The organism is Rathayibacter sp. AY1F2 (assembly GCF_002930885.1).
In the GTDB taxonomy this organism is placed as follows: Bacteria; Actinomycetota; Actinomycetes; order Actinomycetales; family Microbacteriaceae; genus Rathayibacter.
Window position 1 is genome coordinate 14,130 of record NZ_PSVG01000003.1, and the last position, 21,939, is coordinate 36,068.

Consider the following 21,939-nt stretch of genomic DNA (forward strand, 5'->3'; position numbering starts at 1 on the left):
CGGACGTCTGGTCGCAGATCTTCGACTTCTCGGACTACGGAGCGCTGCTGTCGCTCCTGATGAACTCGGTGATCGCCGGCGCGGTCCTCGGAGTGGTCGGCGGGCTCATCGGCGTCTTCGTGATGTCGCGCGACATGGCCTTCGCGGTCCACGGCATCAGTGAGCTCTCGTTCGCGGGGGCGTCCGCGGGGCTGCTGCTGGGCGTCGGCGTCGTCGAGGGATCGATCGTCGGCTCGCTGATCGCGGCGGTCCTGATCGGCGTGCTCGGCTCGCGCGCCCGCGACCGCAACTCGATCATCGCGGTGCTGATGCCGTTCGGACTCGGCATCGGCATCCTCTGCCTGGCCCTCTACCCGGGCCGCAGCGCGAACAAGTTCGGCCTGCTCACGGGTCAGATCGTCGCGGTCGACGACCCGCAGCTCGGGTGGCTGATCGGCATCTCGGTGGTCGTCCTCGTCGGTCTCGCGCTGATCTGGCGCCCCCTCACCTTCGCGAGCGTCGACGCCGACGTGGCGGCCGCGCGCGGCATCCCCACCCGGGCGCTCTCGATCGCGTTCATGCTCCTGCTCGGCCTCGCGGTCGCCGTCTCGGTGCAGATCGTCGGCTCGCTGCTCGTGCTCGCGATCCTGGTGACGCCGGCGGCCGCGGCGCTGCGCCTCTCCGCCTCGCCGGTGGTCGTGCCGCTGCTGAGCGTGCTCTTCGCCGTCGGCGCGCTGGTGGGCGGCATCCTGCTCGCGCTGGGCGGATCGATCCCGATCAGCCCCTACGTGACGACGATCTCGTTCGCGATCTACGCGGTCTGCCGGATCATCGGCCGGAAGGGCGTCCGGCGCTCCCGGCTCGCCGTCGGCGGGGGGCGGTAGCGTGGCCCGGGTCGTGCGGAGTGGAGGTGGTCCAGTGGTCAAGCGCAACACGTGGCAGCGCGAGGCGGTGCGCGAGGCTCTCGGGCGTCGCGAGGACTTCGTCAGCGCCCAGGGCCTGCACAGTGCGCTGCACGCCTCCGGCTCGCCGATCGGGCTCGCGACGGTCTACCGCGCGCTCTCGGACCTGGCCGTGGAGGGCGAGGCCGACTCGCTGCAGTCGCCCGAGGGCGAGAGCCTCTACCGCGCCTGCACGCCGGGCACGCACCACCACCACCTGATCTGCCGCCGCTGCGGGCTGACGGTCGAGATCGCGGCCGACGAGGTCGAGGAGTGGGCGCGCTCGGTCGCGTCGCAGAACGGCTTCACGGACGCGCACCACGTCGTGGACGTCTTCGGGCTCTGCGCGGCCTGCACCGCGGGGCTCGCCGAGGCCTGAGGGTGGTCCGGCCGGGAGCCCGTCCGCGGGCGACCCTGGCCCGGCGTTCGGCTCAGGCCGGGAGGAACACGCCGATCGACCGGTCCTTCACCACGGAGCCGGCGGGCAGCACCCGCCCGCTCATCGCGAGGTAGACGCCCGGCGGCAGCAGCTGCACGGCGGCCACCGCGGTGCCGAGGTTGAACGCGGCGTCGCTGTCAAGCATCCGTGCGGGCTGCATCGCGCCGGTGAGGACGACCACCCGATCGCGGACGACGCCGAGGGCCTCGGCCGTCGCGGTCATCGTGTCGGTGCCGTGGGTGAGGACGATCCGGTCCTCCTCGGCGGCGAGCACCCGCTCGCGGATGAGGGCCCGATCGGCGTCGTCGAGCTCGAGGCTGTCCTTGGCGAGGACCTCCTCGACGCGGAACTCGAGCGTGGTGAGCACCGGGGCGAGCAGGCGCGGCACCATCGGGGCGCCGATCTCGAGCTCGCCCGCGAGCGAGTACTCCTTGTCGACGGTGCCACCGGTGGTGAGGACGAGGATGCGGTCAGTCACGCGATCAGACTAGGCGCCGCCTCCGACACCGGCACGTTCGTGCGCACTGGCCGCGCCACGGCGGCGGCGGCGGCCCGCATCGGGAACGATGGAGCGCATGACATCCTCCTCCCCGTCCCTCCTCCGCACCGGCGCCAAGGTGCTCCTCGGCTCCGCCCTCCTCTTCGCGGGGGTGAGCCACCTCACCCGCAAGCGGGAGGAGTTCCAGGCGCAGGTCCCCGAGTGGGTGCCGCTGGACAAGGACGCGGTCGTGCTCGCCTCGGGCGTGGTGGAGATCGGCCTGGGCGCCTCCCTGGTGCTCGCGCGCCGCCGGGCGCCGCTGGTCGGAGCCGCGGCCGCCGCCTTCTTCACCGCGATCTTCCCGGGCAACGTCTCGCAGTGGGTGACGCGGACGAGCGCCTTCGGCCTCGACACCGACCGCAAGCGCGCCGTGCGCCTCGCGTTCCAGCCGCTGCTGGTGGCGTGGGCGCTCTGGTCGACCCGTCGTCCGCGGGGCTGATCCCTCTCATCGGATCCCGCTCGCCGGGCGGCACGACGCCGGCCGTGAGCGCGTGCCGCCCGCCGCCCGCCGCAGAGGATCCCCCTCAGCCGTCGCCGTGCTGCGCCTCGGCCAGCAGCGGCGCGAGCAGCTCCTCGATCCGGCGGCGCGCCCCCTCGGCGTCGCCCGCGGCGATCGCCTCGACCAGCTCGGCGTGCTGGCGGGCGTGCACGTCCTCCTCGCCGACGACGTCCTCCTCCAGCACCGACTCGAACATGCCGGTGAGGCCGTCGTAGAGCTCGACGAACAGGTCGTTGTGAGTCGCGACGACGACGGCCCGGTGCAGCGCGGTGTCGGCGGCGATCCGCTCGGCGAGCTCCGGCGCCTCCCACGAGCGGGCCCGGCGGGCCAGCAGGGAGCGGAGGGCGGCGACGTCCTCCCCGGTGCGGCACTCGGCCGCCAGCGCGGCCGTCGCCCCGTCGATCGCGAACCGCAGCTCGAGGCCCTCCCGGCGGGCGGCGCTCGGGATGCGGCGGCGCAGCGACTCGGCGAGCTGCGAGCGCGCGGTGACGAACGTGCCGCGCCCCTGCTCCCGCCGCACGAGGCCCGCCTGCACGAGGGCCTGGACGGCCTCGCGGACGGAGTTGCGTCCGGCGCCGGTCCAGCGGGCGAGCTCGGCCTCCACCGGGATCCGCTCGCCGACGGCCCAGCGGCCCGAGCGGATCTCCTCGTGGAACAGCGCCGTGACGTGGTCGATCACGCTCTCGCGCTGGAACGGCGCCGCGGGGCTAGACTCGCCAGGATTCATCCCATCATCCTATCTCTCGGGGACTCCATGACCGCAGCACCGACGCTCCGCGCCACCGCCCTCCTGGCCCTCGCCGCCATCGCGATCACCGCGCTGAACCTCCGCACCGCCGTCACCGGCTTCAGCCCGCTGCTCGACACGATCGGCACCGATCTCGGCTTCGGGCCCTCGCTCTACGGGGCGCTGGGGACGATCGTCACCGCCTCCTTCGCCGTCTTCGGCTTCGTCGCCGCGGCCGTCTCGCGCCGGATCGGCCTGGAGCGCACGCTCGCGATCGCGACGCTGGTGACCACGCTGGGCATCGCCCTCCGCGCGCTGAGCCCGAGCCCGGTCGCTCTGGTGCTCTCGACCGTCGTCGCCTTCGCGGGCGTGGGCACCACGAACGTGCTCATCGTGCCGATCGTGAAGCGGTACTTCGCCGAGCGGATCAAGACGGTCAGCTCGCTCTACCTGGCGCTGCTGCAGGTGGGCCAGTTCGTCGCTCCGCTGGTCGCGGTGCCGCTGGCCTCGACGGCGGGGTGGCGCTGGGCGATCGGGATCTGGGCCGTGATGACGGCCGCGGCCTGCCTGCTCTGGGCGGCGCTCGCGGCCCGCGGAGGAGGCGGGGCGGCTCCGGCCGCCGCCGGCGGCCGCGTGGACGGGGCGTGGCGCACGCCGCTGCTCTGGGCGATGGTGCTGATGCTCGGGATGACCGGTCTGCACACCTACGGGATCATCACCTGGCTGCCGACGATCCTCGTCGACGCGGGCGCGGATCCGGCGCAGGGCGGGGCGCTGCTGGCGCTGTTCTCGGTGTTCGGCCTCGCCGCCGCCTTCGTGGTGCCGCCGCTGACTCTGGGGATGCGCAACCCGGTCGTGGTCGTGGTGGTGTGCTGCGTGCTGCTCGCCGTCGGCTACGCGGGCCTCGTCGTCGCTCCGCTGGAGGGTGCCGTGGCGTGGGTGGTCTGCCTCGGGCTCGGCGTCAGCACGTTCCCGATGACGCTGACGCTCGTGAACGCGCGGACGCGGACGACCACCGGCTCCTCGACCCTCTCCGGCGCCACGCAGGGGCTCGGCTACGGGCTCGCCTGCCTCGGTCCGCTGCTGATCGGCGTGCTCTACGAGGCGCAGGGGGACTGGGGCGGCGCGTACGCGCTGCTGTTCGCCGGAGTGGCGGTGCTGCTGGTCAGCGGGATCGTCGCGTGCCGTCCGCGGTTCCTCGAGGACGAGGCGGCGCTCCGCCGGGCCTGAGCGGCGGCGCTCAGCGCGACGCGGCCGGAGCGAGCGCGGAGACGATCCGCCCCAGCCCGAAGCGCCAGGCGCTCTCCACATCGCCGCCGAGGGTGAAGGCGCCGGTGATCTCCATCCCGATGAACCCCGTCGCCCAGGCGGTCAGCGTGCGCGCCGCCTCGAGGGCGTCCTCCTCGCCCGCCAGCTGCGCGGTGAGGTCCAGCAGGCGGGCGCTCGCCGCGTCGCGGTACTCCTGGGGGGCGACGGGCGTGCCGGGAGCGGGGGCCGTCACGAGGAGGAACGCGGCCGGCCGGTCTCTGGCCGGAGCTCCTGGCCGAGCTGCGCGCAATGGGCCGCACCCTCGACGACGTGCGCGGCGTCGTGCTGACCCACGGCGACTCCGACCACGTGGGCTTCGCCGAGCGCCTGCGCCGCGACCACGGCGTGCCGGTCCACGTGCACGCCGCCGACGCCGAGCGGGCGAAGGGCGGGGCGAAGCCGAGGACCGCGACACCGCGGCTGCGCGTCCTGCCGCTCCTCGGCTTCGCGGCCTACGCGCTGCGGAAGGGCATCGCGACGGTCCCGCCGCTCACCGAGGTCGTCGAAGTGCACGACGGGCAGACGCTCGACCTGCCGGGCGCTCCCCGCGTGATCGCGCTCCCGGGTCACTCCCCGGGGAGCATCGCCGTGCACGTGCCGCCGGCCGACGCGGTCTTCGTCGGCGACGGGCTGACCACCCGCCACGTGCTCACCGGCCGCACGGGTCCGCAGCCCGCGCCCTTCACCGACGAGCCGGAGCAGGCGCTCGCGTCGCTCCGGGCGCTCCTGCCCACCGGGGCGCGCTGGGTGGTCCCGGGCCACGGAGCGCCGTGGAGCGGCGGGATCGAGGCGGCGGTCCGGCTGGTCGAGAGCGCCTGAGGCCCGGAGCCGCTCAGGAGGCGGGGACGAGCTTCCAGCGGTCGGCGAGCATCTCGAGGCCCTTGTCGAAGGTCGCCGACCACGCCGTGACGTCGTGGGCGCTGTCCGGCACCTCGAGGTAGGTGGCGCTCATGCCGGCGGCGACGGCCGCGGCGTAGACGGTCTTCGCTCCGGGGAGGAACGAGGTGTCCTCGGCGCCGACTCCGAAGATCGCGACGGTGCCGGTGTAGGGGGCGTTCGCCGCGAGGACGTTCACCGGCTTCGCGGTCTCGTAGGCGGCCTGGTCGCCGCCGAACCCCTGCGCGACCGTCGCCGCCTCGCTGCCGAGGGTCGGCGCGAGCTCGCCCGAGGCGTCGACGATGTTGCCGAAGAGCGACGGGTGGCCGGCGCCGAGCTGGATCGAGCAGGTCCCGCCCTGCGAGAGGCCGCCGATCGCCCAGTGCTGCGCGTCGCCGAGCACCGGCAGGTTGGCGCGGATCCAGTTCGGGACGTCGACGGTGAGGTAGGTGGCGGACTTCCCGAGCGGCGAGTCGACGCACATCGGGTTCCTGTCCGGATCGCCCAGCTGGTCGGGCGACACGACGATCGGCGCGAGGCCGGCGTGAGCGGCGGCGTAGGCGTCGAGGGTCTGCTGGAACTTCTCGGTCGAGAGCGGATCGGAGGGCGACCCCGGCTGCCCCGAGAGCATGATCATCACCGGCAGCAGCGGCGGTGCCGCGGTGAGGGCCGCGGGCGGGAGGTAGACCACCGCGTCGCGGGCCGGGAAGCCCGACGCGGTGGCGGGGATGGCGACCGTCGAGACCGAGCCGACGGCGGGCATCCCGGCCGGGGCCGTCCAGGTCGCGAGGTCCGAGTGCGGTCCGTCCGCGGCGGCGACCGGCACGGAGGAGTCGGAGTACGCGCTGATCCCGAGCGCGCTGCGCACCGTGGGGTACTGGCCGAAGTCGATGTTGACGGTCATCGCGGCCGCCGCGACGACGAGCACTCCGGCCGCGAGCGATGCGAGAACCCCCCGCGCGCGGCGGCGGGCGATCGCGTGCCCGAGGACGACCAGGGCGACGCCCAGCCCGCCGATCCCGAGGCCGATCGCGACCCGGGTGACCGGCGTGAAGTCGACGCCGAACGGGCCGTCGGGCCCGTCGACGAGGGCGGCCAGGGCGGCGCCGCCGATCAGGCCCAGGAGGAGGACCGCGACGGCGATCCCGCCGCGCCGGGAGCGCCCGCGGCGGGGAGCGCGGACGTGGGCGGCGAGCAGGAGGAGGAGCGCTCCGATCGCGAGCACGTAGACGGCGACGACGAGGGGGCCGGAGACGAGGCTCAGGTCGAGGAGAGAGGTCATGCGTCGATCCGGTCGGAGGGTGCTCGGGCGGGGGTCAGTCTGGCGGCGGTCTCTGGAGGAGAGCCGGGAGCTGTCGGGAGCGATTCTCCTCCCCGGGCGCGGATCCACCGAGCTCTCCACCGATCGGGCGCAACCCCGCGCGCCGCGCCGCCGCTCCCGCCTAGCGTGGGACTCCCGACGCACACCGCGCCCTCACGAAGGAGCCCGCACCATGACGCAGCACCCCCGCCTCGAGACCTCCTCCCGCGAGGCCCGCGCATGAGCCGCGGAGTCGCCGTCGTCACGGGCGGCACGGCCGGGCTCGGACGCGCCACGGTCCGCGAGCTCGCCTCCCGCGGCTGGGACGTCGCCGTGCTGGCGCGCGGCGAGGACGGACTGGCAGCCACGGTGGCCGAGATCGAGCAGAAGGGCCGGCGCGGGCTGGGCATCCCGACCGACGTGGCCGACCGCGAGGCCGTCGAGTCGGCGGCCGACCGGGTCGAGGCCGAGCTCGGCCCGATCGAGCTGTGGGTCAACGACGCGATGGTCGGCGTCTTCGGCGAGTTCCTGTCGACCGAGCCCGCCGACTTCGAGCGCGCCGTGGGCGTCAACTTCTTCGGCTTCGTCAACGGCACCCGCGCAGCCCTCTCCCGGATGACCCCGCGCGACCGCGGGCACGTCATCCAGGTCGGCTCCGCCCTCGCGCACCGGGGCATCCCGCTGCAGGCCGCTTACTGCGCCTCCAAGTTCGGCGCCCGAGGCTTCACCGAGGCCGTCACCGCGGAGCTGCTGCACGCGAAGAGCCGCGTGCGCCTGTCCGAGGTCGACATGCCGGCGCTCAACACCATCCAGTTCAACTGGGTGAAGTCGCAGCTGCCGCACCACCCGCAGCCCGTGCCGCCGATCTACGAGCCCGAGGTGGGCGCGATCGCGATCGCCGACGTGGCCGACAAGCCGCGCCGCCGCACCTGGGTCGGCGAGCCGACCGCGGGCACCATCCTCGGCGACCGCTTCGCCGGGCGCTTCATGGACTGGTACCTCGCCCGCAGCGCCTTCGACGGTCAGCAGGCCCCCGACAAGACGGAGCCGATGCTGCCGAACAACGTCTACGAGCCGGTCCCCGGCGATCACGGCGCCCGCGGCCTCTTCAGCGACCGCGCGCACACCATGACGCCCCAGATCTGGATGATCCGCCACCGCGCCCTGAGCTACGCGGGGGCCGCCGCGGCCCTCGCCGCCGGCGCCGCGGGCGTCGTCTCGGCCCTGCGGAGGAAGTGACCGTGGTCGACGCCGTCGTCATCGGGGCGGGGCCCAACGGCCTCGCCGCCGCGGTCACGCTCGCGCGGGCCGGGCTCTCGGTCACCGTGCTCGAGCGCAACGAGACGATCGGCGGCGGCGCGCGCACGGCGGAGCTGACGCTGCCCGGCTTCCACCACGACGTCTGCTCGGCGGTGCACCCGATGGCGCTCGCGTCCGGCTTCTTCCGCGCCTTCGGGCTCGACCGGCGCATCGAGCTGGTCGTCCCCGAGATCTCGTACGCGCATCCTCTCGACGGCGGCCGCGCGGGCATCGCCTACCGCGACCTCGACCGCACGGTCGAGGCGCTGGGGCGCGACGGAGCGGCGTGGCGCGCCCTGATGGGACCTCTCTCCGAGCGGGCCGACCGCGTCGCGGGCTTCACCAACGACGCGCTGCTGCGGATCCCGACGGACCCGAGCGTGCTGATCCGCTTCGGACTGCGGGTGCTCGAGCAGGGCACCCCGGTGTGGAATCTGCGCTTCCGCGAGGACGTCGCCCCGGCGATGTTCTCCGGGGTCGCCGCGCACTCGATCCGCCCGATGCCGAGCCCGTCGACGGCCGCGGCCGCCCTGGCGCTCGGCGCCTACGCCCACGCGCGCGGCTGGCCGGTGCCGATCGGAGGCAGCCAGTCGATCGTCGACGCGCTCGCCGACGACCTCCGGGCGCACGGCGGCACCATCGAGACCGGCGTCGAGGTGACCTCGCTCTCGGAGCTGCCCCCGGCCCGCGCCGTGCTCGTCGACGGCACGCCGACGGCGCTGCTCGCGATGGCGGGGGACCGGCTGCCCCCGGCGTACGCGGCGGCACTTCAGCGCTTCCGCTACGGCAACGGCGTGGCCAAGGTCGACTTCGCCCTCGACGGGCCGGTGCCGTGGACGAACCCGGAGCTCGCCGGCGCAGGCACGTTGCACGTGGGAGGCAGCCGCGCCGAGATCGCGGCCGCCGAGCGCGACGTGAAGCGCGGCCGGCACAGCCGCAGCCCCTACGTGCTGGTGGCGCAGCCCTCGATCGCCGATCCGACCCGGGCGCCCGAGGGCAAGCACGTCCTCTGGGCGTACACGCACGTCCCCCGGTACTCGCCCGCCGACCAGCAGGAGGCGATCACCGCCCAGATCGAGCGCTTCGCCCCCGGGTTCCGCGACCGCGTGATCGGCGCCTCCTCGATGACCGCCCGCGACATGCAGGCCTACAACCCGAACTACCTGGGCGGCGACATCGCCGCCGGCGCCGCGAGCGTCGCGCAGCTGCTCTCGCGCCCGGTCCCCACGACCGACCCGTGGCGGACGCCCGCGAAGGGGCTCTACCTCTGCTCCTCGTCCACCCCGCCCGGGCCGGGCGTGCACGGCATGGCCGGCTGGCACGCCGCCCGCAGCGCGCTGCGGCACGAGTTCGGGGTGCGCGAGTCGCCCGACCTGTCGCCGGAGGCGCACCCGGCCTGAGCCGCCGCCGTTGCGCTGCGCCCGTCGCCGCCCCCGGCCTGCCAGGCTGAGGGACGGCGCCGCCACGCGCCCGACCACCACCAGAAGGAGCCTGCGATGTCTCGCACCACCCGCGTCGTCCACTGCCCGCCCGAGTCCGTCTTCGCGGTGCTCGCCTCCGGCTGGCTGTTCCCGAGCTGGGTCGTCGGCGCGTCGCGGATGCGGAAGGTCGACGCCGACTTCCCGCACGTGGGCTCGCAGCTGCACCACTCCTTCGGCCTCTGGCCGCTCGTGATCGACGACCGCACCACGGTTCTCGAGTGGGACCCGCCGCGCCGGATGGTCATCCAGGCCGCCGGCTGGCCGCTCGGCGAGGCCCGGGTGCGCGTCGAGGTCGAGCCGCACGCACGCGGCGCGAAGGTGCGGATGCACGAGGCGCCCGTGAAGGGCCCGGGCACGCTCGTCCCGAAGCCGCTGATGCACTCGTTCCTCTGGATCCGCAACCGCGAGGCCGTGCGCCGGCTCGCCCACATGGCCGAGGCGGGAGCCGCGGGACGCACGCTCGCGCCCGCCTCGCTCCCCTCGCCCGCCGACCGTGCCGGGATCGACCGGCCGAAGCACGTCTGGGCGCGCCTGACCGGAGAGATCGGGTCGATCGCGGTCGGAACGCTCGTGGTCCGCGGCGTCCTCGCGGCCGTGCGGCGCGCCCGGAGCTGACGGGCCCGGACCCGACGGCGCCCGGAGTCGGCGGCGCCCCGGAGACGACGGCGCCCGGGTCGGACGCCGCTCGGCTCGGACGCCGCCCGGGTCAGACGATCCGCTCGACCAGCCGCACGTGCTGCACCGCGACGCGCTTCGGCTCGCCCGCGAAGGCGGCGTCGCGCTCGGGCGAGGCCAGGTACGCCCGCTCGACCTCGGCGAACGCGTCGGCGTCGCCGGCCGTGCTGACCGCCCAGACGAACTCGTTCACCTCGCGGTCGGCGTAGGCGAACTCGATCCGGAAGCCGTGGGCCTCGCGCGCCGGCACGATCCGCTCGGGGAACCAGGCGAGGAAGTCGTCCATCACCCCGTCCATCAGCTCGTAGCGTCGGAGTTGGATCGTCCTGGTCTCGGCTGCAGCGCTCATGCTGCGACGGTACCCGCCCGGCGGCCGCGCCGTCGCCGCGCTACGCTCGCCGCCGACAGCCCCACGCCGAGGAGGACAGCACGGACCCCCGCCACCGCTCCCTCGCGCTGCTCGTCGCCGGCTGCTTCTTCATGGAGAACCTCGACGCCACGATCGTGACGACCGCCGTGCCCGCGATCGCCGCCGACCTGGGCGTCGACTCCGCCGCGGTCTCGATCACCGTCACCGCGTTCCTCCTCACCGTCGCCGTCCTCATCCCGGCCTCGGGCTGGCTCAGCGAGCGCTTCGGCGTGCGCCGCGTCTTCACCAGCGCGATCGCCGTCTTCACCCTCGCCTCCCTGCTCTGCGCGCTCAGCCCCACGCTGCCGCTTCTGGTCGGCGCCCGGGTCCTGCAGGGCGTCGGCGGCGCGCTGATGGTGCCGGTCGGCCGGCTCGCGGTGCTGCGGGCGACTCCGCGGGAGGGGATCATCCACGCCATCGCGATCCTGGTCTGGCCGGGACTGGTCGCCCCCGTGATCGCGCCGTTCCTCGGCGGGCTGCTCACGACCGTCGCCTCCTGGCACTGGATCTTCCTGATCAACCTGCCCCTCGGGGTCGTCGCGTTCGCGATCGCGCGCCGGATCGTCCCCGCCACCTCCGAGAGCGCGCCGCCCCCGCTCGACGTCACGGGGCTGGTGCTCGTCGCGGTCGGGCTCGGCGCGCTGGTCGGAGCGGCGGGGCTCCTCACCGGCTCCGAGCTCGACGGGCGGGCGGTGGCGCCGCTGCTCGTCGGCGCGGTCGTGACGGCGCTCGCCGTGCGGCACCTGCGCCGCGCCGAGCATCCGCTCGTGCGGCTCGACGCCTTCCGCTTCCGCACCTTCCGGGTCGCCAACGCGAGCGGATCGCTCTACCGGGCGACCGTGAACGCGGTGCCGTTCCTGCTCCCGCTGCTGTTCCAGGACGCGTTCGGCTGGAGCCCGGTGCAGGCCGGCTCCGTGGTGCTGGCGCTCTTCGCCGGCAACCTGGCGATCAAGCCGGCCACGACTCCGCTGTTGCGGCGCCTCGGCTTCCGCGGGGTGCTGGTCGCGGCGAGCGCGGTCGGGGCGGCGTGCATGGCGGCGATGGCGTTCCTCGAGCCGGCGACTCCGGTGGCGCTCGTGGTGGCGCTGCTGGTGCTGAGCGGAGTGGCCCGCTCGGCGGGCTTCACGGCCTACAACACCGTCACGTTCGCCGAGGTCCCGCAGGAGGGGATGTCGGGCGCGAACACCCTCAACGCCACCACGCAGCAGATCGCGGCCGGACTCGGAGTCGCGGTGGGCGCGGTGGCGCTCGCCGTCGGCACCGCGATCGGGCCCGGCCTCGTCCCGTACCGCGTCGCCTTCCTCGCCCTCGCGGTGCTGACCCTCGTGCCGCTCGCCGCCGCCGCCCGGCTCCCGCGCGACTCCGGGAGCGCCCTCACCGCCTGACCCGCGCGGGCGTCAGGCGAGGCCGAGCGCGATGCCGTCGAGGATGTCGTGCGCGGTCGAGCGGACCCGGTCGACGCCCGGCGACGCCTCGTGGACCGCGCGGAGGACCTCGCCCCAGACCAGCGCGCCGGCCGCCAGCACGTCCTCGCGCCCCGGGCGGACCCAGGGGAGGGCCGCCGTCCCCTCCGGAGACAGTGCGGCGAGCTCGTCGCAGGCGGCGAGGACGTCGGAGAGGGGGAGGGACGTCTCGAGCGCGGCGCGGTCGGTGGTGCGGAGGACGTGCGCGGTGATCGTGAGCACGGTCGCGGCGACGCCGACGACGCTCCGGGCCTGCGAGAGGTCGACGGAGGAGGCGGCCAGCGCGGCGCCCACGTCCGCCCGCATCGCCGCGCGCTCGCCCTCCGTCGGTTCGGCGGCCCGGCGGTGGCGCTCGGTCAGGCGGACGCTGCCGACGTCCATCGAGTGCGCCTGCTCCGGCTCCGCTCCGCCGAGCACGAGCTCGGTCGAGCCGCCGCCGAGGTCGACGACCAGCACGGGCCGGGCGGAGTCGACGGCCGAGACCGCGCCGCGGAAGGAGAGCCGCGCCTCCTCCTCGCCGGAGATCGTCTCCGGGGTGACGCCGAGGATCCGCTCGACGGCGGCGAGGAAGTCCTCGCGGTCGGCGGCGTCGCGGGTGGCCGAGGTGGCGACGAAGCGGAGGCGCTCGGCGCCGGCCTCCTGCGCGGCGGCCGCGTACTCGCGGGTGACGGCGAGGGTCCGCTCGAGGGCGGCCGGGTCGAAGCGGCCGGTGCGGTCGACCCCGCGGCCCAGCCGCACGAGCTCGGTGCGGCGCTGGACGTCCCGGAGGCGGCCGCCCTCCACGTCGGCGATCAGCAGGCGGAGGGAGTTGGTGCCGCAGTCGAGCGCCGCGACGCGCGTGGGGGAGGACATCCGCCCATTCTGCCCGCGCGGCCGGGGCCGGAGGCGGGCGATAGCCTGGGGGAGAGACGAAGGAGCCGCCCGTGCACGAACACCACGTCCGCGTCCACCGCAGCGACGAGGAGCTCCCGCGACACGGGCAGCTCGCCCACGCGCTCGCCGAGGTCGCCGCCGATCCGGTCGAGATCGACGACGAGGTCGCCGAGATGGTGGTCAACCGGGTCATCGACAACGCCGCCGTCGCCACCGCGTCGCTCCTGCGCCGCCCGGTCGTCGCCGCCCGCGCGCAGGCTCTCGCGCACCCCGCCTCCATCGGCGGCAAGGGCTCGGTCGTCCTCGGCGTCGACCCGGCCCGCCGGGTGTCGCCCGAGTGGGCGGCCTGGGCCAACGGAGTCGCCGTGCGCGAGCTCGACTACCACGACACGTTCCTGGCGGCCGAGTACTCGCACCCGGGCGACAACATCCCTCCGCTGATCGCCGTCGCCCAGCACGCGGGCATCGGCGGGGCGCAGCTCGTCCGCGGCATCGTCACCGGCTACGAGGTCCAGGTGGACCTGGTGCGCGCGATCAGCCTGCACCGGCACAAGGTCGACCACGTGGCGCACCTCGGCCCCTCGGCCGCCGCCGGGATCGGCACGCTGCTCGGCCTCGACGTCGCGACCATCGAGCAGGCCGTCGCGCAGGCCCTGCACACGACGACCGCCACGCGGCAGTCGCGCAAGGGCGAGATCTCGAGCTGGAAGGCGTACGCGCCGGCCTTCGCGGGGAAGATGGCGATCGAGGCGGTCGACCGGGCGATGCGCGGCGAGACCAGCCCGTCGCCGATCTACGAGGGCGAGGACGGCGTCATCGCCTGGATGCTCGACGGCGCCGACGCGAGCTACGACGTCCCGCTGCCCGACCGCGGCGAGGCCAAGCGCGCGATCCTCGACACGTACACGAAGGAGCACTCGGCCGAGTACCAGGCGCAGGCGCTGATCGACCTCGCCCGCCGCCTGCACCGGACGCACCCCGAGGCCGCCGACCCCGAGCGCGTCGAGCGGATCGTCCTGCACACCTCGCACCACACGCACTTCGTGATCGGCTCGGGCGCGAACGACCCGCAGAAGTACGACCCGGCCGCGTCCCGCGAGACGCTGGACCACTCCGTGCCGTACATCTTCACGGTGGCGCTGCAGGACGGCGCCTGGCACCACGTGCACAGCTACGCCCCCGAGCGGGCCGCCCGCGCCGACACCATCGCGCTCTGGCACCGGGTCACGACGCAGGAGGACGCGGAGTGGACGCGCCGCTACCACTCCACCGATCCGGGCGAGAAGGCGTTCGGCGCGCGCGTCGAGATCCTGATGACGGACGGCACGACGATCGTCGACGAGATCGCGGTGGCGGACGCGCATCCGCTGGGCGCGCATCCGTTCAGCCGCGAGCAGTACGTGTCGAAGTTCCGCACGCTCGCCGCCGACGTGCTCGAGGAGTCCGAGATCGAGCGCTTCCTCGACCTCGCGCAGCGCCTGCCCGAGCTGACCCCGGAGGAGGTCGGCCGCCTCAGCGTGATCGCCGCTCCCGGCGTCCTCGCCTCGATCGAGCCCCCGCGCGGCCTGTTCTGATCCCTCCGCGGGAGGGTCGTCCGCACGCACGGTGACGCGCGCACGGACGGCCTCCCGCGGCGGGGAGCGCCGTCGTCAGGCGGTCTGCTCGGCGACCCAGTCCTGGATCTCGGCGATGAAGCGCCGGCGCGAGAAGACCCGGGTGCGAGCCCGGAAGGCGTCGACGTCGAGCGCGAGCGCACGCCGCAGCAGGTCGCTCCAGTCGGGATCGCCCTCGAGGTCGGCGATGACGCCCCCGCCGGCGAGGGACACGCTCTCGCGCACTCCGCCGATGTCGGTCCCGATGACCGGCGTCCCGCAGGCCATCGCCTCGACGGGCATGATCCCGAAGTCCTCGACGGCGGGGAAGACGTACACGAGCGCCTGCGCGTAGAGCGCGCGGATCAGCTGGTCGGAGGGCGAGATGACGAAGGTCACGTCGGCCCGGATCTCCTCGGCGTAGGCGCGGAGCCGCGCCTCCCAGGGGCCGTGCCCGGCGATGACGACCGGGAGCCCGGTGCGGGCTCCGGCGTCCATGACCTTCTCGAGGCGCTTGTAGGGGACGAACCGCGAGGCGCCCAGGATGAACGGCCGGGCGAGCGAGTCGAGGAGGCGCAGCTCGTCGTCGTCGAGCGGGGAGCGCCAGTCGGTGATCGTCGAGAGCAGCTCGGTGTTCACCGGCGGGTAGATGACCCTCGACGGCTGGTGCCACGCGTCGCGCACCCGCTGCCCGGTGAAGAGGCTGTTCACCGCGATGGAGGAGGCCTCGGCGGCGCGGAGGCGGTCGATCGGCTTGAGGAGCAGGCTCGCGGTGCGGGCGGCGAGGCTGCTGCCGCGGCCGTCGCGGTCGGGCTCCCAGATGTAGCGGGCCGGGGTGTGCGCGTAGACGAGCTTGCGGGTCGGTCCGCTGGTGCGGACGTGGTGGGCGAAGAGGTGCGAGCTGACCAGCACCCACTCGCGGGAGGCGCCGACCGGGAGCCTCCACGTGGGCAGCATCGCCGGCAGAGCGAGGACCTTGTGGCGGCGCAGCGGCGTGCGCGCCAGCCAGGACTCCGAGACGGGCCTGCCGACGACCTCGGCGCAGTCGCTCCAGAGGACGCGGACGTCGGCGTCGGCGAAGGCCTCGGTCATCGCCTCGAGCACGCGCTCGGCGCCTCCGCGGCGCTCGACCCACTCGTGCACGATCAGGCCGGGACCGACCGGGGGGACGGATCGGGAACGGGTGGTCGCGTCGATGACGGCAGTGATGATGGGCCCCTTCCCCCGGGCGTGCGGTGAGGATCGGGCGGCCATCCGGAGACGGGAGCGGCTCCGAATGCTTATCCGTCGTCGGTGACCGATCAGCAGTGCAGTAGAAGCTAAGCGGCTCGTGGAGAAGGAATCGAAAGGCGAGTACGAGTCGTCGCAGAACGACGGGGAAAGAAGAGTCCGATGATCCGGATAAGCCGCGAGTGGAATGGCGAGGATCGTCTGGAGTTCGTCGCGGAGGTGCTATTCCCTCGGAGATCACAACGATGGAGGAGAGTCGCGGAGAAGAAGAAGTCACTCTTTCAGTGACGCCGTGCCGGGAGGATCAGGAGACGCCGATGCGCTGCAGGGTCTGCCACCGCCACTGGTCGCGGACGCCCTCGCGCACGGTGCGCACCGCCCGCCAGCCCAGCTCCCGCTCGGCGCGTGCCGGGTCGGCCCAGCTCGCGGCGAGGTCGCCCGGCCGACGCTCCACGACCCGCCACCGGACCGTCTCCCCGCTCGCCCGCTCGACCTCGTCGATCAGCTCGAGGACGCTCGTCGGCGAGCCCGTGCCGAGGTTGTAGACGCGGTGCCCGGGCCGCGCACGCTCGAGCGCCGCGACGTGCCCGGCCGCGAGATCGCAGACGTGGATGTAGTCGCGCAGCCCCGTGCCGTCGGGGGTCGGGTAGTCGTCGCCGAGGACGTCGACGCACCGGGAGGGGTCGCCCGCGGCCCGCGTCAGCACGGGCAGGAGGCTCCCTGGCGCCGTGGCCGGATCCTCGCCGATCCGCCCCGACGGGTGCGCGCCGATGGGATTGAAGTAGCGGAGGCTGACCCCGCGCAGGAGGGGATCTGCGCGCGCGGCGTCGCCGAGGATCTCCTCGATGACGCGCTTGGTCGCGCCGTAGGGGCTCGCCGCGCTCAGCCCGGCGGGGGAGTCCTCCCCGACCGGCATCGCGCCGCCCGGGCTGTAGACGGCCGCCGAGCTCGAGAACACGACGGTGCGGATCCCCGCCTCCGCTGCGACCGAGAACGCCGCGGTGGCGAGCCCGACGTTGACCGTCCAGTACTCGAGGGGCCGCCGCACCGAGTCGCCGACCGACTTGAGCCCGGCGAGCAGGACCAGGGCGTCGACCGGTCCGTGGGCGGCGAGGAAGCGGGTCAGCGCGGCCGTGTCGCGCGCGTCGGCGATCAGGCGGGGGACCACTGAGCCGGTCAGCTCCTCCACCGCGTCGAAGGTCCGCTCGCTCGCGTGCGAGAGGTCGTCCACGACCAGCACCTCGTGGCCGCTCTCGAGGAGCGCGACGGCGGTGTGGCTCCCGATGTAGCCCGCTCCGCCCACCAGAAGGACTCGCATGCGGGGGAGCCTAGATCGGCTCCCGCACGGCGTCGGCGCCGCTGCCGGGCCCGCGGATCCGTCGATCCGCGCCGCCGTCACCCGTGCGCGGGACGCCCTCTGCCGCGGTCGTAGCCCGCGATCGCCGCGGACTCGACGGCGAGCGCGACCAGCTTCTCGCCGACCGGGCGGGGCACCACTCCGAGCGCGGCGTCCGCGAATCCCGCGACCAGTGCCGTCCGCCGCTCGCTCCCGCCGCGGGCCAGGAGTCGCACGGCCGCGTCCCACGCGCCGGCTGCGGGCACCGCCTCCCGCACCTGCTCGGGGTGCAGCCGCTCGAAGGTGCGGCGGGCTGCCCCCGAGAGGAACGCGCGCCGGCTGCGGACCGCCGCCGAGACGGAGGCGCCGTGGTGCAGGGCCTCGGCGCCGGGCTCGATCCGCACCGGCACTCCCAGGCGGTGCAGCCGATAGCCCCAGTCGACGTCCTCCCAGCCGTACTCGCGGTAGTCGGTGCTGTAGCCGCCGACCCGGTCGTACGTCGCCCGCGTCACCGAGACGTTGCCGCCCCAGTAGCGCCAGGAGGCGTCGGAACCCGCCGCGTAGGCGCCGCGGCGGAAACGCTCGCCGGCGGGCCGGCCGTAGGCGCGCGAGTAGGCGGTGCCCGGGTCGACGTCGGGGCAGAGGCCGACGACGCCGACGACCGCGTCCCGGTGGGCCCCGACGTGCGCGGCGGCCCAGCCCGGGCCGGGCTCGAGGTCGTCGTCGCAGCGGATCAGCACGTCGCCCCGCGCGGCGTCGAAGCCGGCCGTGAGCGCGGCGGAGCGCCCCCGGTTCTCGGGGAGCACGACGCGGCGCACGGGCACGGGGGAGGCGTCGAGGGCGCGCTCGCTGGCATCGACGACGCCGTCGAGGACCACGACCACGTCGAGGTCGCGGTGGGTCTGAGCCGCGAGGGCGGCGAGGAGGCGGGGCAGGCGGGCCGCCCCCGCGTAGCTGGGGACGACGACGCTCGCGACGCTCATGGGGACTCCTCGCCGCGCGGGCTGCTCTCGACCAGGAGCAGCTCCTCCAGCCCGCTCAGCACGCGCGCCAGGTCGTCGGCGATGGCGCCGGGATCGGTGGAGTGAAGGCGGGCGAGCCGGTCGGCCAGGCCGGAGAAGTCCTGCGGCTCGTCGTCGAGCGCCCGCCAGGTCGCGGCCACGCTCTCGCGCAGCGCGTAGGGGCTGCCCATCGGGGAGACGTCCAGCGGGAGCACCAGGACGCGCCCGTTCAGATCGACGGAGGCCGTGTCCGGGCGGCGCCGCCAGAGAAGGAGCCGGGGGTCCTCTGCCATCTTCTCCGCGTCCTCTCCGCTGATCGCCGCCACTGCGAGTAGAAATCCGCCAGCGCCTCTTATCGCGACGCCTCTCTCGCTATGTTTGCCGCCGACGCGCCAAGGGGTGTACGTCGAGCGACAGCACCGGAGGGCCGCCAATGTCGGAGTCTAATCCGCTCGCATCCAGCGATATCAGCGATAAGAGCGAGAAGAAGAGCGCGAATTCCGCGGGCGTCTTCGCACGGCGGACGGTCGTGGCCGGAGCGGTCTGGTCGGTGCCCGCGGTGATGCTGGCGCAGTCCGCCTCCGCCGTCTCGATCAGCTGCTTCCCGGTGGGCACGGTCTTCCAGGCGGTCGCCCGCGGACGCCTCCTCAGCGGCTTCCTCGGCGGCGTGAACCTCGACAATGTCGCCGGTGTCTCGGGCGTGACGGCGACTGCGCCGGCGTCGGGACCGAATCCGCCCGACCCGGTCGTCGTGACGGGCGGCGTCAACGCCACGGTACTGAACGGCATCGCCGTGAACGCGACCGGGCTGACCGGCACGCTCTCCTCCCTCCTCACGCTGGCGGCTCCCGCCGGCGTCGGCACCGTCAACCAGTACGCGGAGGCGAGCACCACCGGCACCGTCCGCGGAGCCTCCGGTGCGATCACCAATGCCGGCCAGCTGGCGCTGACCCCGACGTCGGGGAGCTACCCCGACTTCGGCACCGTCAACCTGCAGGCGATCCTCGCCGCCGTCGGCGGGCCTGGTCTGTCTGACCTCCTGACCAACGTTGCCGGGCTCACTCTGCAGATCGGCGCCGTCACCGGACGCGCAGCTCTTCAGTCGGCCTGCGTGCCCGGGTCGGACAACCTGCAGCGCGACTACCAGATCACCAGGCTGAACCTGGTGCTCACGTCGACGGCGCTGACAGCTCTCGTCACTCAAGTGACGACCGCCCTGACGACGATCGGCAATATCGGTCTTGTCACCGTCGACACCGCCGCCATCCTCGCGGGGAACCTGCCGGGTGGAGGTCAGCCGATCCAGGCGAGCCTCGGGACGACTCCGGCGACACTGACCATCGATCTCGCCTCCCTCCTCGGGCCGGCTCCCGGGCAGCCCGGGAACACGCAGTTCGGCTCCTACTCCGCCTTCCTCAACAACCTCCCGCCGAACTCGACGCTCCTCGTGGACAGCGGACTCGGCGTTCCGGCGGCGGCCCTGACCGCCTTCACGACGTCGCTGGTCACCGTGCTCACACAGCGGCTGCGCGAGAACATCAGGATCCTCGGGATCCCGCTGAACGGCGCTGGCGTGCTCGCCAGCGTCTTGACCCTGGTCCTGAACGTGCTGAACCCGCTGCTCGCGGCCCTGCCTGCTCTTGTCGGAGCCGTTGTCACCACCGCGATCACCCCGGTCTTCGCCGCCCTGCGGGACGTCATCCAGATCGACGTCAACGCGCAGAACCGCTCGACCAACCCGACCGGGCCGGCCGCCCTCGAGGCGCTCCCCGTCGGCCGCTACGACGTCGCGGCGCTCTACATCCGCGCGGTGGGGCTCGTGAACCTGCTCGACCTGTTCATCGCCCGCGGCTCCGTCGGGCCGAACGTCCGCACGGGCTAGCCCCGCTCGGCGCCGTCAGGCGCCGCGGACCACGAGGCCGTGCTCGACCATCGCGTCGAGCACGGCCTCGACGTGCGCCCGGGGGTCGCCCGCGGGCGGGGCGCCGTGCTCGGCGACGACGGCCCCGGTCAGCGCGTCGACCGTCGCGGGCGTCCCGAGAGCGCGCCACAGCACCGGGCCGATCCCGTTCAGCGTCTCGACCCGCTCGTCGAGGAGGCAGCTGACCACTCCGTCGCGCTCGACCCACTCGACGCCGGCGGCTCGCGCGAGCAGGCCCGGGCCGGGCGCCGCCGCATCGGCCTCCGGCGCGTCGGCGACGACCGGCGACGGCTCCCCGATCCGCTCCAGGAGCGGCAGCACGGTCTCCGCCTCGCGGTAGCGGAGCACCTGCGCCCCGCCGACGGAGTCGAGCAGCCCGGCGAGGTGGTGCAGCGCCGCGGGCAGTCGTGCGAAGTGGCTCAGCTCGGGCAGCAGCACCGAGAGCGCCTCGTCGAAGGCGATCGGCTCGAGCCGGGGCTCCGCCGGGCCGGACGGGTCGCGGGCGATCAGGAGCAGGGCGGCCAGGCGCAGCGGAGCGTCCGGCAGCGGCTGCAGGCCCATCGCGGCGGGGGAGCGGTGCCGCTTCCAGTCGCCGCCGTCGAGGAGGGCGACGGGCTTCCGGAACGGCAGCACCCGCCCGTCGCGGCGGACGGCGAGCGTCTCGTCGGTCACGTACCCGTACCGGCGCGCGGCGAGGCTCACGAGCGTCGACTTCCCGGCACCGGGCCGGCCGGCGAACGCGACGACGCGGCCGTCGGGCAGGGCGACCGCGGCGGCGTGCACGCTGAGCAGCCGGCCCTCGCAGGCGTCGGCCGCCGCGAGGGTGAGCGCGGCGCCGATGTGCTCGGCGAGGGCGTCCTCGGTCGGCTGCGCGATCACTCCCGGCTCCCCGACCGGCTCGGTCAGCGACACCCGGTACTCGGAGCCCGGGCGATCGGCGTCGTCGTCCACGTCGTTCCACGACTCCTCCACCTCCGTCACGAAGCGGTCGGGGACGGTGTCGTCGAAGGTGAAGCGCACGCCGAGCCCGAAGGGGGCGCGGATCAGCCGGCGGGTCATGTCAGGTCCTGTCCGTCCGTCGGAGGTGGTCCCACGCGAGCGGAGCCGTGCGGGCGCCGCGGCGCAGCCGCCGCCACCAGCCGGCCGCCACGTCGATCCGGCGCGGGCCGATGGCGGGGTCGGCGGCACGCAGTGCGTGGGGAGCGGGGAAGACGGCGCGGGCGAGGAGCAGCGGCCGCTGCCGCCAGCCGGCCGCGCGCACGGCCTGCACCCACCCCGCGGAGGCGTGGGGCGAGCTCGCGTTGATCCGCCACGCCCGCAGCTCGGCCGCGGGCACCTCCCCGGCGCGCGCGCGGATGCCGAGCGCGTCGAGGAAGGGCTGCGCGGTCTGGACGGCGCCGAGCTCCTCCGCCGCCGCCCGGAGTGGAGCGTGCAGCTGCGCGCGGGCGGCCACCGCCTCGACGAGCAGGTCGTAGTCGGAGGGCCGTGTGAGGCGCGGGTCGGTGATCTGCCAGGCGTCGCGGAGCGCGTGCAGCGCCAGCACGAGCGCCGAGTCGGCGACGCTCGCGGTCGCGACCGGACGGCCGGCCAGCTCCACGATCCGGTGCCGGCTCCACAGCGCCTCGAAGGCGTCGCGCGGCGGCACGAGGAAGCCCGGCCAGCGCCAGTGCACGTCGATGTCGACCGGCCAGGCGGCGTGCCGGTAGGAGCGCGAGTGCTTGGCCGCGAGCGTCGGGCCGTCCGGCCAGGGCCGCTCGGTCCAGCCGTCGGCGGCCAGGAGGGCCAGGATCAGGGGCAGGTCGTCGGGGGCGACCAGCAGGTCGACGTCGCCGGAGGCGCGGGGCGGCCGGAGCCGGTCGGCGGCGGCGGTCGGGCCCTTGAGCACGAGTGCGCGCAGGCCCGCCGAGTCGGCCCGCCGGTGGACGAACGCCGACACGAGCGGCACGGCCTCGTCGGCCCAGAGAACGCCCACGAGCTCCATCCGGTCAGTATTCCAGCGCTCCCGCGGCCCGCGGAGCCCGTCCGGGGCGGTGGAGCCGGGCGCTCGTCTCG

The 21,939-nt window shown here is 74.7% G+C and carries 23 protein-coding genes; 11 read left to right on the top strand and 12 right to left on the bottom strand.

Going from position 1 to position 21,939, the window contains the following annotated elements; all coding sequences use genetic code 11:
- The first annotated feature begins 59 nt into the window (after positions 1 to 59).
- Both C5C54_RS03300 and C5C54_RS03305 read left to right on the top strand, forming a co-directional pair.
- A complete protein-coding gene (locus tag C5C54_RS03300; protein WP_104224551.1) occupies positions 60 to 863 on the top strand; it encodes a metal ABC transporter permease in 804 nt (267 codons plus the stop codon).
- Between the two features lie 34 nt (positions 864 to 897).
- A complete protein-coding gene (locus tag C5C54_RS03305; protein ID WP_104224542.1) occupies positions 898 to 1,299 on the top strand; it encodes a Fur family transcriptional regulator in 402 nt (133 codons plus the stop codon).
- Positions 1,300 to 1,351: 52 nt separating this feature from the next.
- Here the strand turns inward: C5C54_RS03305 and C5C54_RS03310 are convergent, their stop codons facing one another.
- On the bottom strand, positions 1,352 to 1,837 hold the full coding sequence (locus C5C54_RS03310) for an asparaginase domain-containing protein (RefSeq protein ID WP_104224541.1): 486 nt from the start codon (positions 1,835 to 1,837) through the stop codon (positions 1,352 to 1,354).
- 88 nt (positions 1,838 to 1,925) lie between these two features.
- Between C5C54_RS03310 and C5C54_RS03315 the strand changes: the two genes are divergently transcribed.
- The gene (locus tag C5C54_RS03315; RefSeq protein ID WP_181027249.1) at positions 1,926 to 2,336 is read left to right on the top strand and encodes a hypothetical protein; all 411 of its coding nucleotides are present in this window, start codon (positions 1,926 to 1,928) and stop codon (positions 2,334 to 2,336) included.
- 85 nt (positions 2,337 to 2,421) lie between these two features.
- On the opposite strand, the gene C5C54_RS03320 is transcribed toward C5C54_RS03315, so the two are convergent.
- The gene (locus C5C54_RS03320; protein ID WP_104287796.1) at positions 2,422 to 3,123 is read right to left on the bottom strand and encodes a FadR/GntR family transcriptional regulator; all 702 of its coding nucleotides are present in this window, start codon (positions 3,121 to 3,123) and stop codon (positions 2,422 to 2,424) included.
- A 27-nt stretch (positions 3,124 to 3,150) separates the two neighbouring features.
- Between C5C54_RS03320 and C5C54_RS03325 the strand changes: the two genes are divergently transcribed.
- Positions 3,151 to 4,353, top strand: coding sequence for an MFS transporter (locus tag C5C54_RS03325; protein ID WP_104261300.1), 1,203 nt, complete (start codon positions 3,151 to 3,153; stop codon positions 4,351 to 4,353).
- Between the two features lie 10 nt (positions 4,354 to 4,363).
- Here the strand turns inward: C5C54_RS03325 and C5C54_RS03330 are convergent, their stop codons facing one another.
- Positions 4,364 to 4,624 carry a TetR-like C-terminal domain-containing protein gene (locus C5C54_RS03330; RefSeq protein ID WP_104247999.1) on the bottom strand — a complete coding sequence of 87 codons (261 nt, stop codon included), beginning with the start codon at positions 4,622 to 4,624 and terminating at the stop codon, positions 4,364 to 4,366.
- A 38-nt stretch (positions 4,625 to 4,662) separates the two neighbouring features.
- On the opposite strand from C5C54_RS03330, the gene C5C54_RS03335 reads away from it, so the two are divergent.
- Entirely contained in the window at positions 4,663 to 5,250 is a 588-nt protein-coding gene (locus C5C54_RS03335; RefSeq protein ID WP_258063216.1) for an MBL fold metallo-hydrolase, read from the top strand.
- A gap of 13 nt (positions 5,251 to 5,263) precedes the next feature.
- On the opposite strand, the gene C5C54_RS03340 is transcribed toward C5C54_RS03335, so the two are convergent.
- Positions 5,264 to 6,589: an esterase family protein gene (locus tag C5C54_RS03340; protein ID WP_104287798.1), complete on the bottom strand. Its 1,326-nt coding sequence runs from the start codon at positions 6,587 to 6,589 to the stop codon at positions 5,264 to 5,266.
- A 258-nt stretch (positions 6,590 to 6,847) separates the two neighbouring features.
- Here C5C54_RS03340 and C5C54_RS03345 point away from each other — a divergent pair, with 258 nt between their 5' ends.
- From C5C54_RS03345 to C5C54_RS03355, 3 genes are all read left to right on the top strand, one after another.
- Positions 6,848 to 7,846, top strand: coding sequence for an SDR family oxidoreductase (locus tag C5C54_RS03345; protein ID WP_104233564.1), 999 nt, complete (start codon positions 6,848 to 6,850; stop codon positions 7,844 to 7,846).
- A 2-nt stretch (positions 7,847 to 7,848) separates the two neighbouring features.
- Positions 7,849 to 9,306 (top strand): phytoene desaturase family protein, encoded by a 1,458-nt coding sequence (locus tag C5C54_RS03350; protein ID WP_374953123.1) that lies wholly within the window; start codon positions 7,849 to 7,851, stop codon positions 9,304 to 9,306.
- A 96-nt stretch (positions 9,307 to 9,402) separates the two neighbouring features.
- Positions 9,403 to 10,002 carry an SRPBCC domain-containing protein gene (locus C5C54_RS03355; RefSeq protein ID WP_104287799.1) on the top strand — a complete coding sequence of 200 codons (600 nt, stop codon included), beginning with the start codon at positions 9,403 to 9,405 and terminating at the stop codon, positions 10,000 to 10,002.
- A gap of 91 nt (positions 10,003 to 10,093) precedes the next feature.
- On the opposite strand, the gene C5C54_RS03360 is transcribed toward C5C54_RS03355, so the two are convergent.
- Positions 10,094 to 10,411, bottom strand: a complete 318-nt coding sequence (locus C5C54_RS03360; protein ID WP_104224531.1) for an NIPSNAP family protein — start codon at positions 10,409 to 10,411, stop codon at positions 10,094 to 10,096.
- Positions 10,412 to 10,542: 131 nt separating this feature from the next.
- Between C5C54_RS03360 and C5C54_RS03365 the strand changes: the two genes are divergently transcribed.
- Positions 10,543 to 11,856, top strand: a complete 1,314-nt coding sequence (locus C5C54_RS03365; RefSeq protein ID WP_104287800.1) for an MFS transporter — start codon at positions 10,543 to 10,545, stop codon at positions 11,854 to 11,856.
- A gap of 12 nt (positions 11,857 to 11,868) precedes the next feature.
- Here the strand turns inward: C5C54_RS03365 and C5C54_RS03370 are convergent, their stop codons facing one another.
- Positions 11,869 to 12,786 (bottom strand): exopolyphosphatase, encoded by a 918-nt coding sequence (locus C5C54_RS03370; RefSeq protein ID WP_104248006.1) that lies wholly within the window; start codon positions 12,784 to 12,786, stop codon positions 11,869 to 11,871.
- A gap of 71 nt (positions 12,787 to 12,857) precedes the next feature.
- Here C5C54_RS03370 and C5C54_RS03375 point away from each other — a divergent pair, with 71 nt between their 5' ends.
- The gene (locus C5C54_RS03375; RefSeq protein WP_104287801.1) at positions 12,858 to 14,381 is read left to right on the top strand and encodes an MmgE/PrpD family protein; all 1,524 of its coding nucleotides are present in this window, start codon (positions 12,858 to 12,860) and stop codon (positions 14,379 to 14,381) included.
- 75 nt (positions 14,382 to 14,456) lie between these two features.
- Here the strand turns inward: C5C54_RS03375 and C5C54_RS03380 are convergent, their stop codons facing one another.
- The 4 genes from C5C54_RS03380 to C5C54_RS03395 form a co-directional block, all read right to left on the bottom strand.
- On the bottom strand, positions 14,457 to 15,653 hold the full coding sequence (locus C5C54_RS03380; RefSeq protein ID WP_104224527.1) for a glycosyltransferase: 1,197 nt from the start codon (positions 15,651 to 15,653) through the stop codon (positions 14,457 to 14,459).
- Between the two features lie 280 nt (positions 15,654 to 15,933).
- Positions 15,934 to 16,947 carry a UDP-glucose 4-epimerase GalE gene (gene galE, locus C5C54_RS03385; RefSeq protein ID WP_104269538.1) on the bottom strand — a complete coding sequence of 338 codons (1,014 nt, stop codon included), beginning with the start codon at positions 16,945 to 16,947 and terminating at the stop codon, positions 15,934 to 15,936.
- Between the two features lie 77 nt (positions 16,948 to 17,024).
- Positions 17,025 to 17,948 carry a glycosyltransferase family 2 protein gene (locus tag C5C54_RS03390; RefSeq protein ID WP_104287802.1) on the bottom strand — a complete coding sequence of 308 codons (924 nt, stop codon included), beginning with the start codon at positions 17,946 to 17,948 and terminating at the stop codon, positions 17,025 to 17,027.
- Positions 17,945 to 18,259 (bottom strand): hypothetical protein, encoded by a 315-nt coding sequence (locus C5C54_RS03395; RefSeq protein WP_146078777.1) that lies wholly within the window; start codon positions 18,257 to 18,259, stop codon positions 17,945 to 17,947. The genes C5C54_RS03390 and C5C54_RS03395 overlap by 4 nt, the downstream gene beginning before the upstream one ends.
- Positions 18,260 to 18,399: 140 nt before the next feature.
- Here C5C54_RS03395 and C5C54_RS03405 point away from each other — a divergent pair, with 140 nt between their 5' ends.
- The gene (locus tag C5C54_RS03405; RefSeq protein WP_146078778.1) at positions 18,400 to 19,848 is read left to right on the top strand and encodes a choice-of-anchor G family protein; all 1,449 of its coding nucleotides are present in this window, start codon (positions 18,400 to 18,402) and stop codon (positions 19,846 to 19,848) included.
- A gap of 15 nt (positions 19,849 to 19,863) precedes the next feature.
- Here C5C54_RS03405 and C5C54_RS03410 read toward each other — a convergent pair whose 3' ends face one another.
- Both C5C54_RS03410 and C5C54_RS03415 read right to left on the bottom strand, forming a co-directional pair.
- Positions 19,864 to 20,946 carry a PqqD family protein gene (locus tag C5C54_RS03410; protein ID WP_104287806.1) on the bottom strand — a complete coding sequence of 361 codons (1,083 nt, stop codon included), beginning with the start codon at positions 20,944 to 20,946 and terminating at the stop codon, positions 19,864 to 19,866.
- Position 20,947: 1 nt separating this feature from the next.
- Positions 20,948 to 21,868, bottom strand: a complete 921-nt coding sequence (locus C5C54_RS03415; RefSeq protein ID WP_181127844.1) for a nucleotidyltransferase family protein — start codon at positions 21,866 to 21,868, stop codon at positions 20,948 to 20,950.
- Positions 21,869 to 21,939: the final 71 nt, after the last annotated feature.

Excerpts from the sequence above, each read along its gene's own strand:
- C5C54_RS03325 (WP_104261300.1), top strand. The coding sequence starts at position 3,151 with ATGACCGCAGCACCGACGCTCCGCGCCACCGCCCTCCTGGCCCTCGCC.
- C5C54_RS03360 (WP_104224531.1), bottom strand. The coding sequence starts at position 10,411 with ATGAGCGCTGCAGCCGAGACCAGGACGATCCAACTCCGACGCTACGAG.
- C5C54_RS03345 (WP_104233564.1), top strand. The coding sequence starts at position 6,848 with ATGAGCCGCGGAGTCGCCGTCGTCACGGGCGGCACGGCCGGGCTCGGA.
- galE (WP_104269538.1), bottom strand. The coding sequence starts at position 16,947 with ATGCGAGTCCTTCTGGTGGGCGGAGCGGGCTACATCGGGAGCCACACC.
- C5C54_RS03390 (WP_104287802.1), bottom strand. The coding sequence starts at position 17,948 with ATGAGCGTCGCGAGCGTCGTCGTCCCCAGCTACGCGGGGGCGGCCCGC.
- C5C54_RS03370 (WP_104248006.1), bottom strand. The coding sequence starts at position 12,786 with ATGTCCTCCCCCACGCGCGTCGCGGCGCTCGACTGCGGCACCAACTCC.
- C5C54_RS03340 (WP_104287798.1), bottom strand. The coding sequence starts at position 6,589 with ATGACCTCTCTCCTCGACCTGAGCCTCGTCTCCGGCCCCCTCGTCGTC.
- C5C54_RS03300 (WP_104224551.1), top strand. The coding sequence starts at position 60 with ATGAACTCGGTGATCGCCGGCGCGGTCCTCGGAGTGGTCGGCGGGCTC.
- C5C54_RS03380 (WP_104224527.1), bottom strand. The coding sequence starts at position 15,653 with ATGGCCGCCCGATCCTCACCGCACGCCCGGGGGAAGGGGCCCATCATC.
- C5C54_RS03410 (WP_104287806.1), bottom strand. The coding sequence starts at position 20,946 with ATGACCCGCCGGCTGATCCGCGCCCCCTTCGGGCTCGGCGTGCGCTTC.
- C5C54_RS03365 (WP_104287800.1), top strand. The coding sequence starts at position 10,543 with ATGGAGAACCTCGACGCCACGATCGTGACGACCGCCGTGCCCGCGATC.
- C5C54_RS03405 (WP_146078778.1), top strand. The coding sequence starts at position 18,400 with ATGTCGGAGTCTAATCCGCTCGCATCCAGCGATATCAGCGATAAGAGC.
- C5C54_RS03395 (WP_146078777.1), bottom strand. The coding sequence starts at position 18,259 with ATGGCAGAGGACCCCCGGCTCCTTCTCTGGCGGCGCCGCCCGGACACG.
- C5C54_RS03315 (WP_181027249.1), top strand. The coding sequence starts at position 1,926 with ATGGAGCGCATGACATCCTCCTCCCCGTCCCTCCTCCGCACCGGCGCC.
- C5C54_RS03415 (WP_181127844.1), bottom strand. The coding sequence starts at position 21,868 with ATGGAGCTCGTGGGCGTTCTCTGGGCCGACGAGGCCGTGCCGCTCGTG.
- C5C54_RS03355 (WP_104287799.1), top strand. The coding sequence starts at position 9,403 with ATGTCTCGCACCACCCGCGTCGTCCACTGCCCGCCCGAGTCCGTCTTC.
- C5C54_RS03320 (WP_104287796.1), bottom strand. The coding sequence starts at position 3,123 with ATGAATCCTGGCGAGTCTAGCCCCGCGGCGCCGTTCCAGCGCGAGAGC.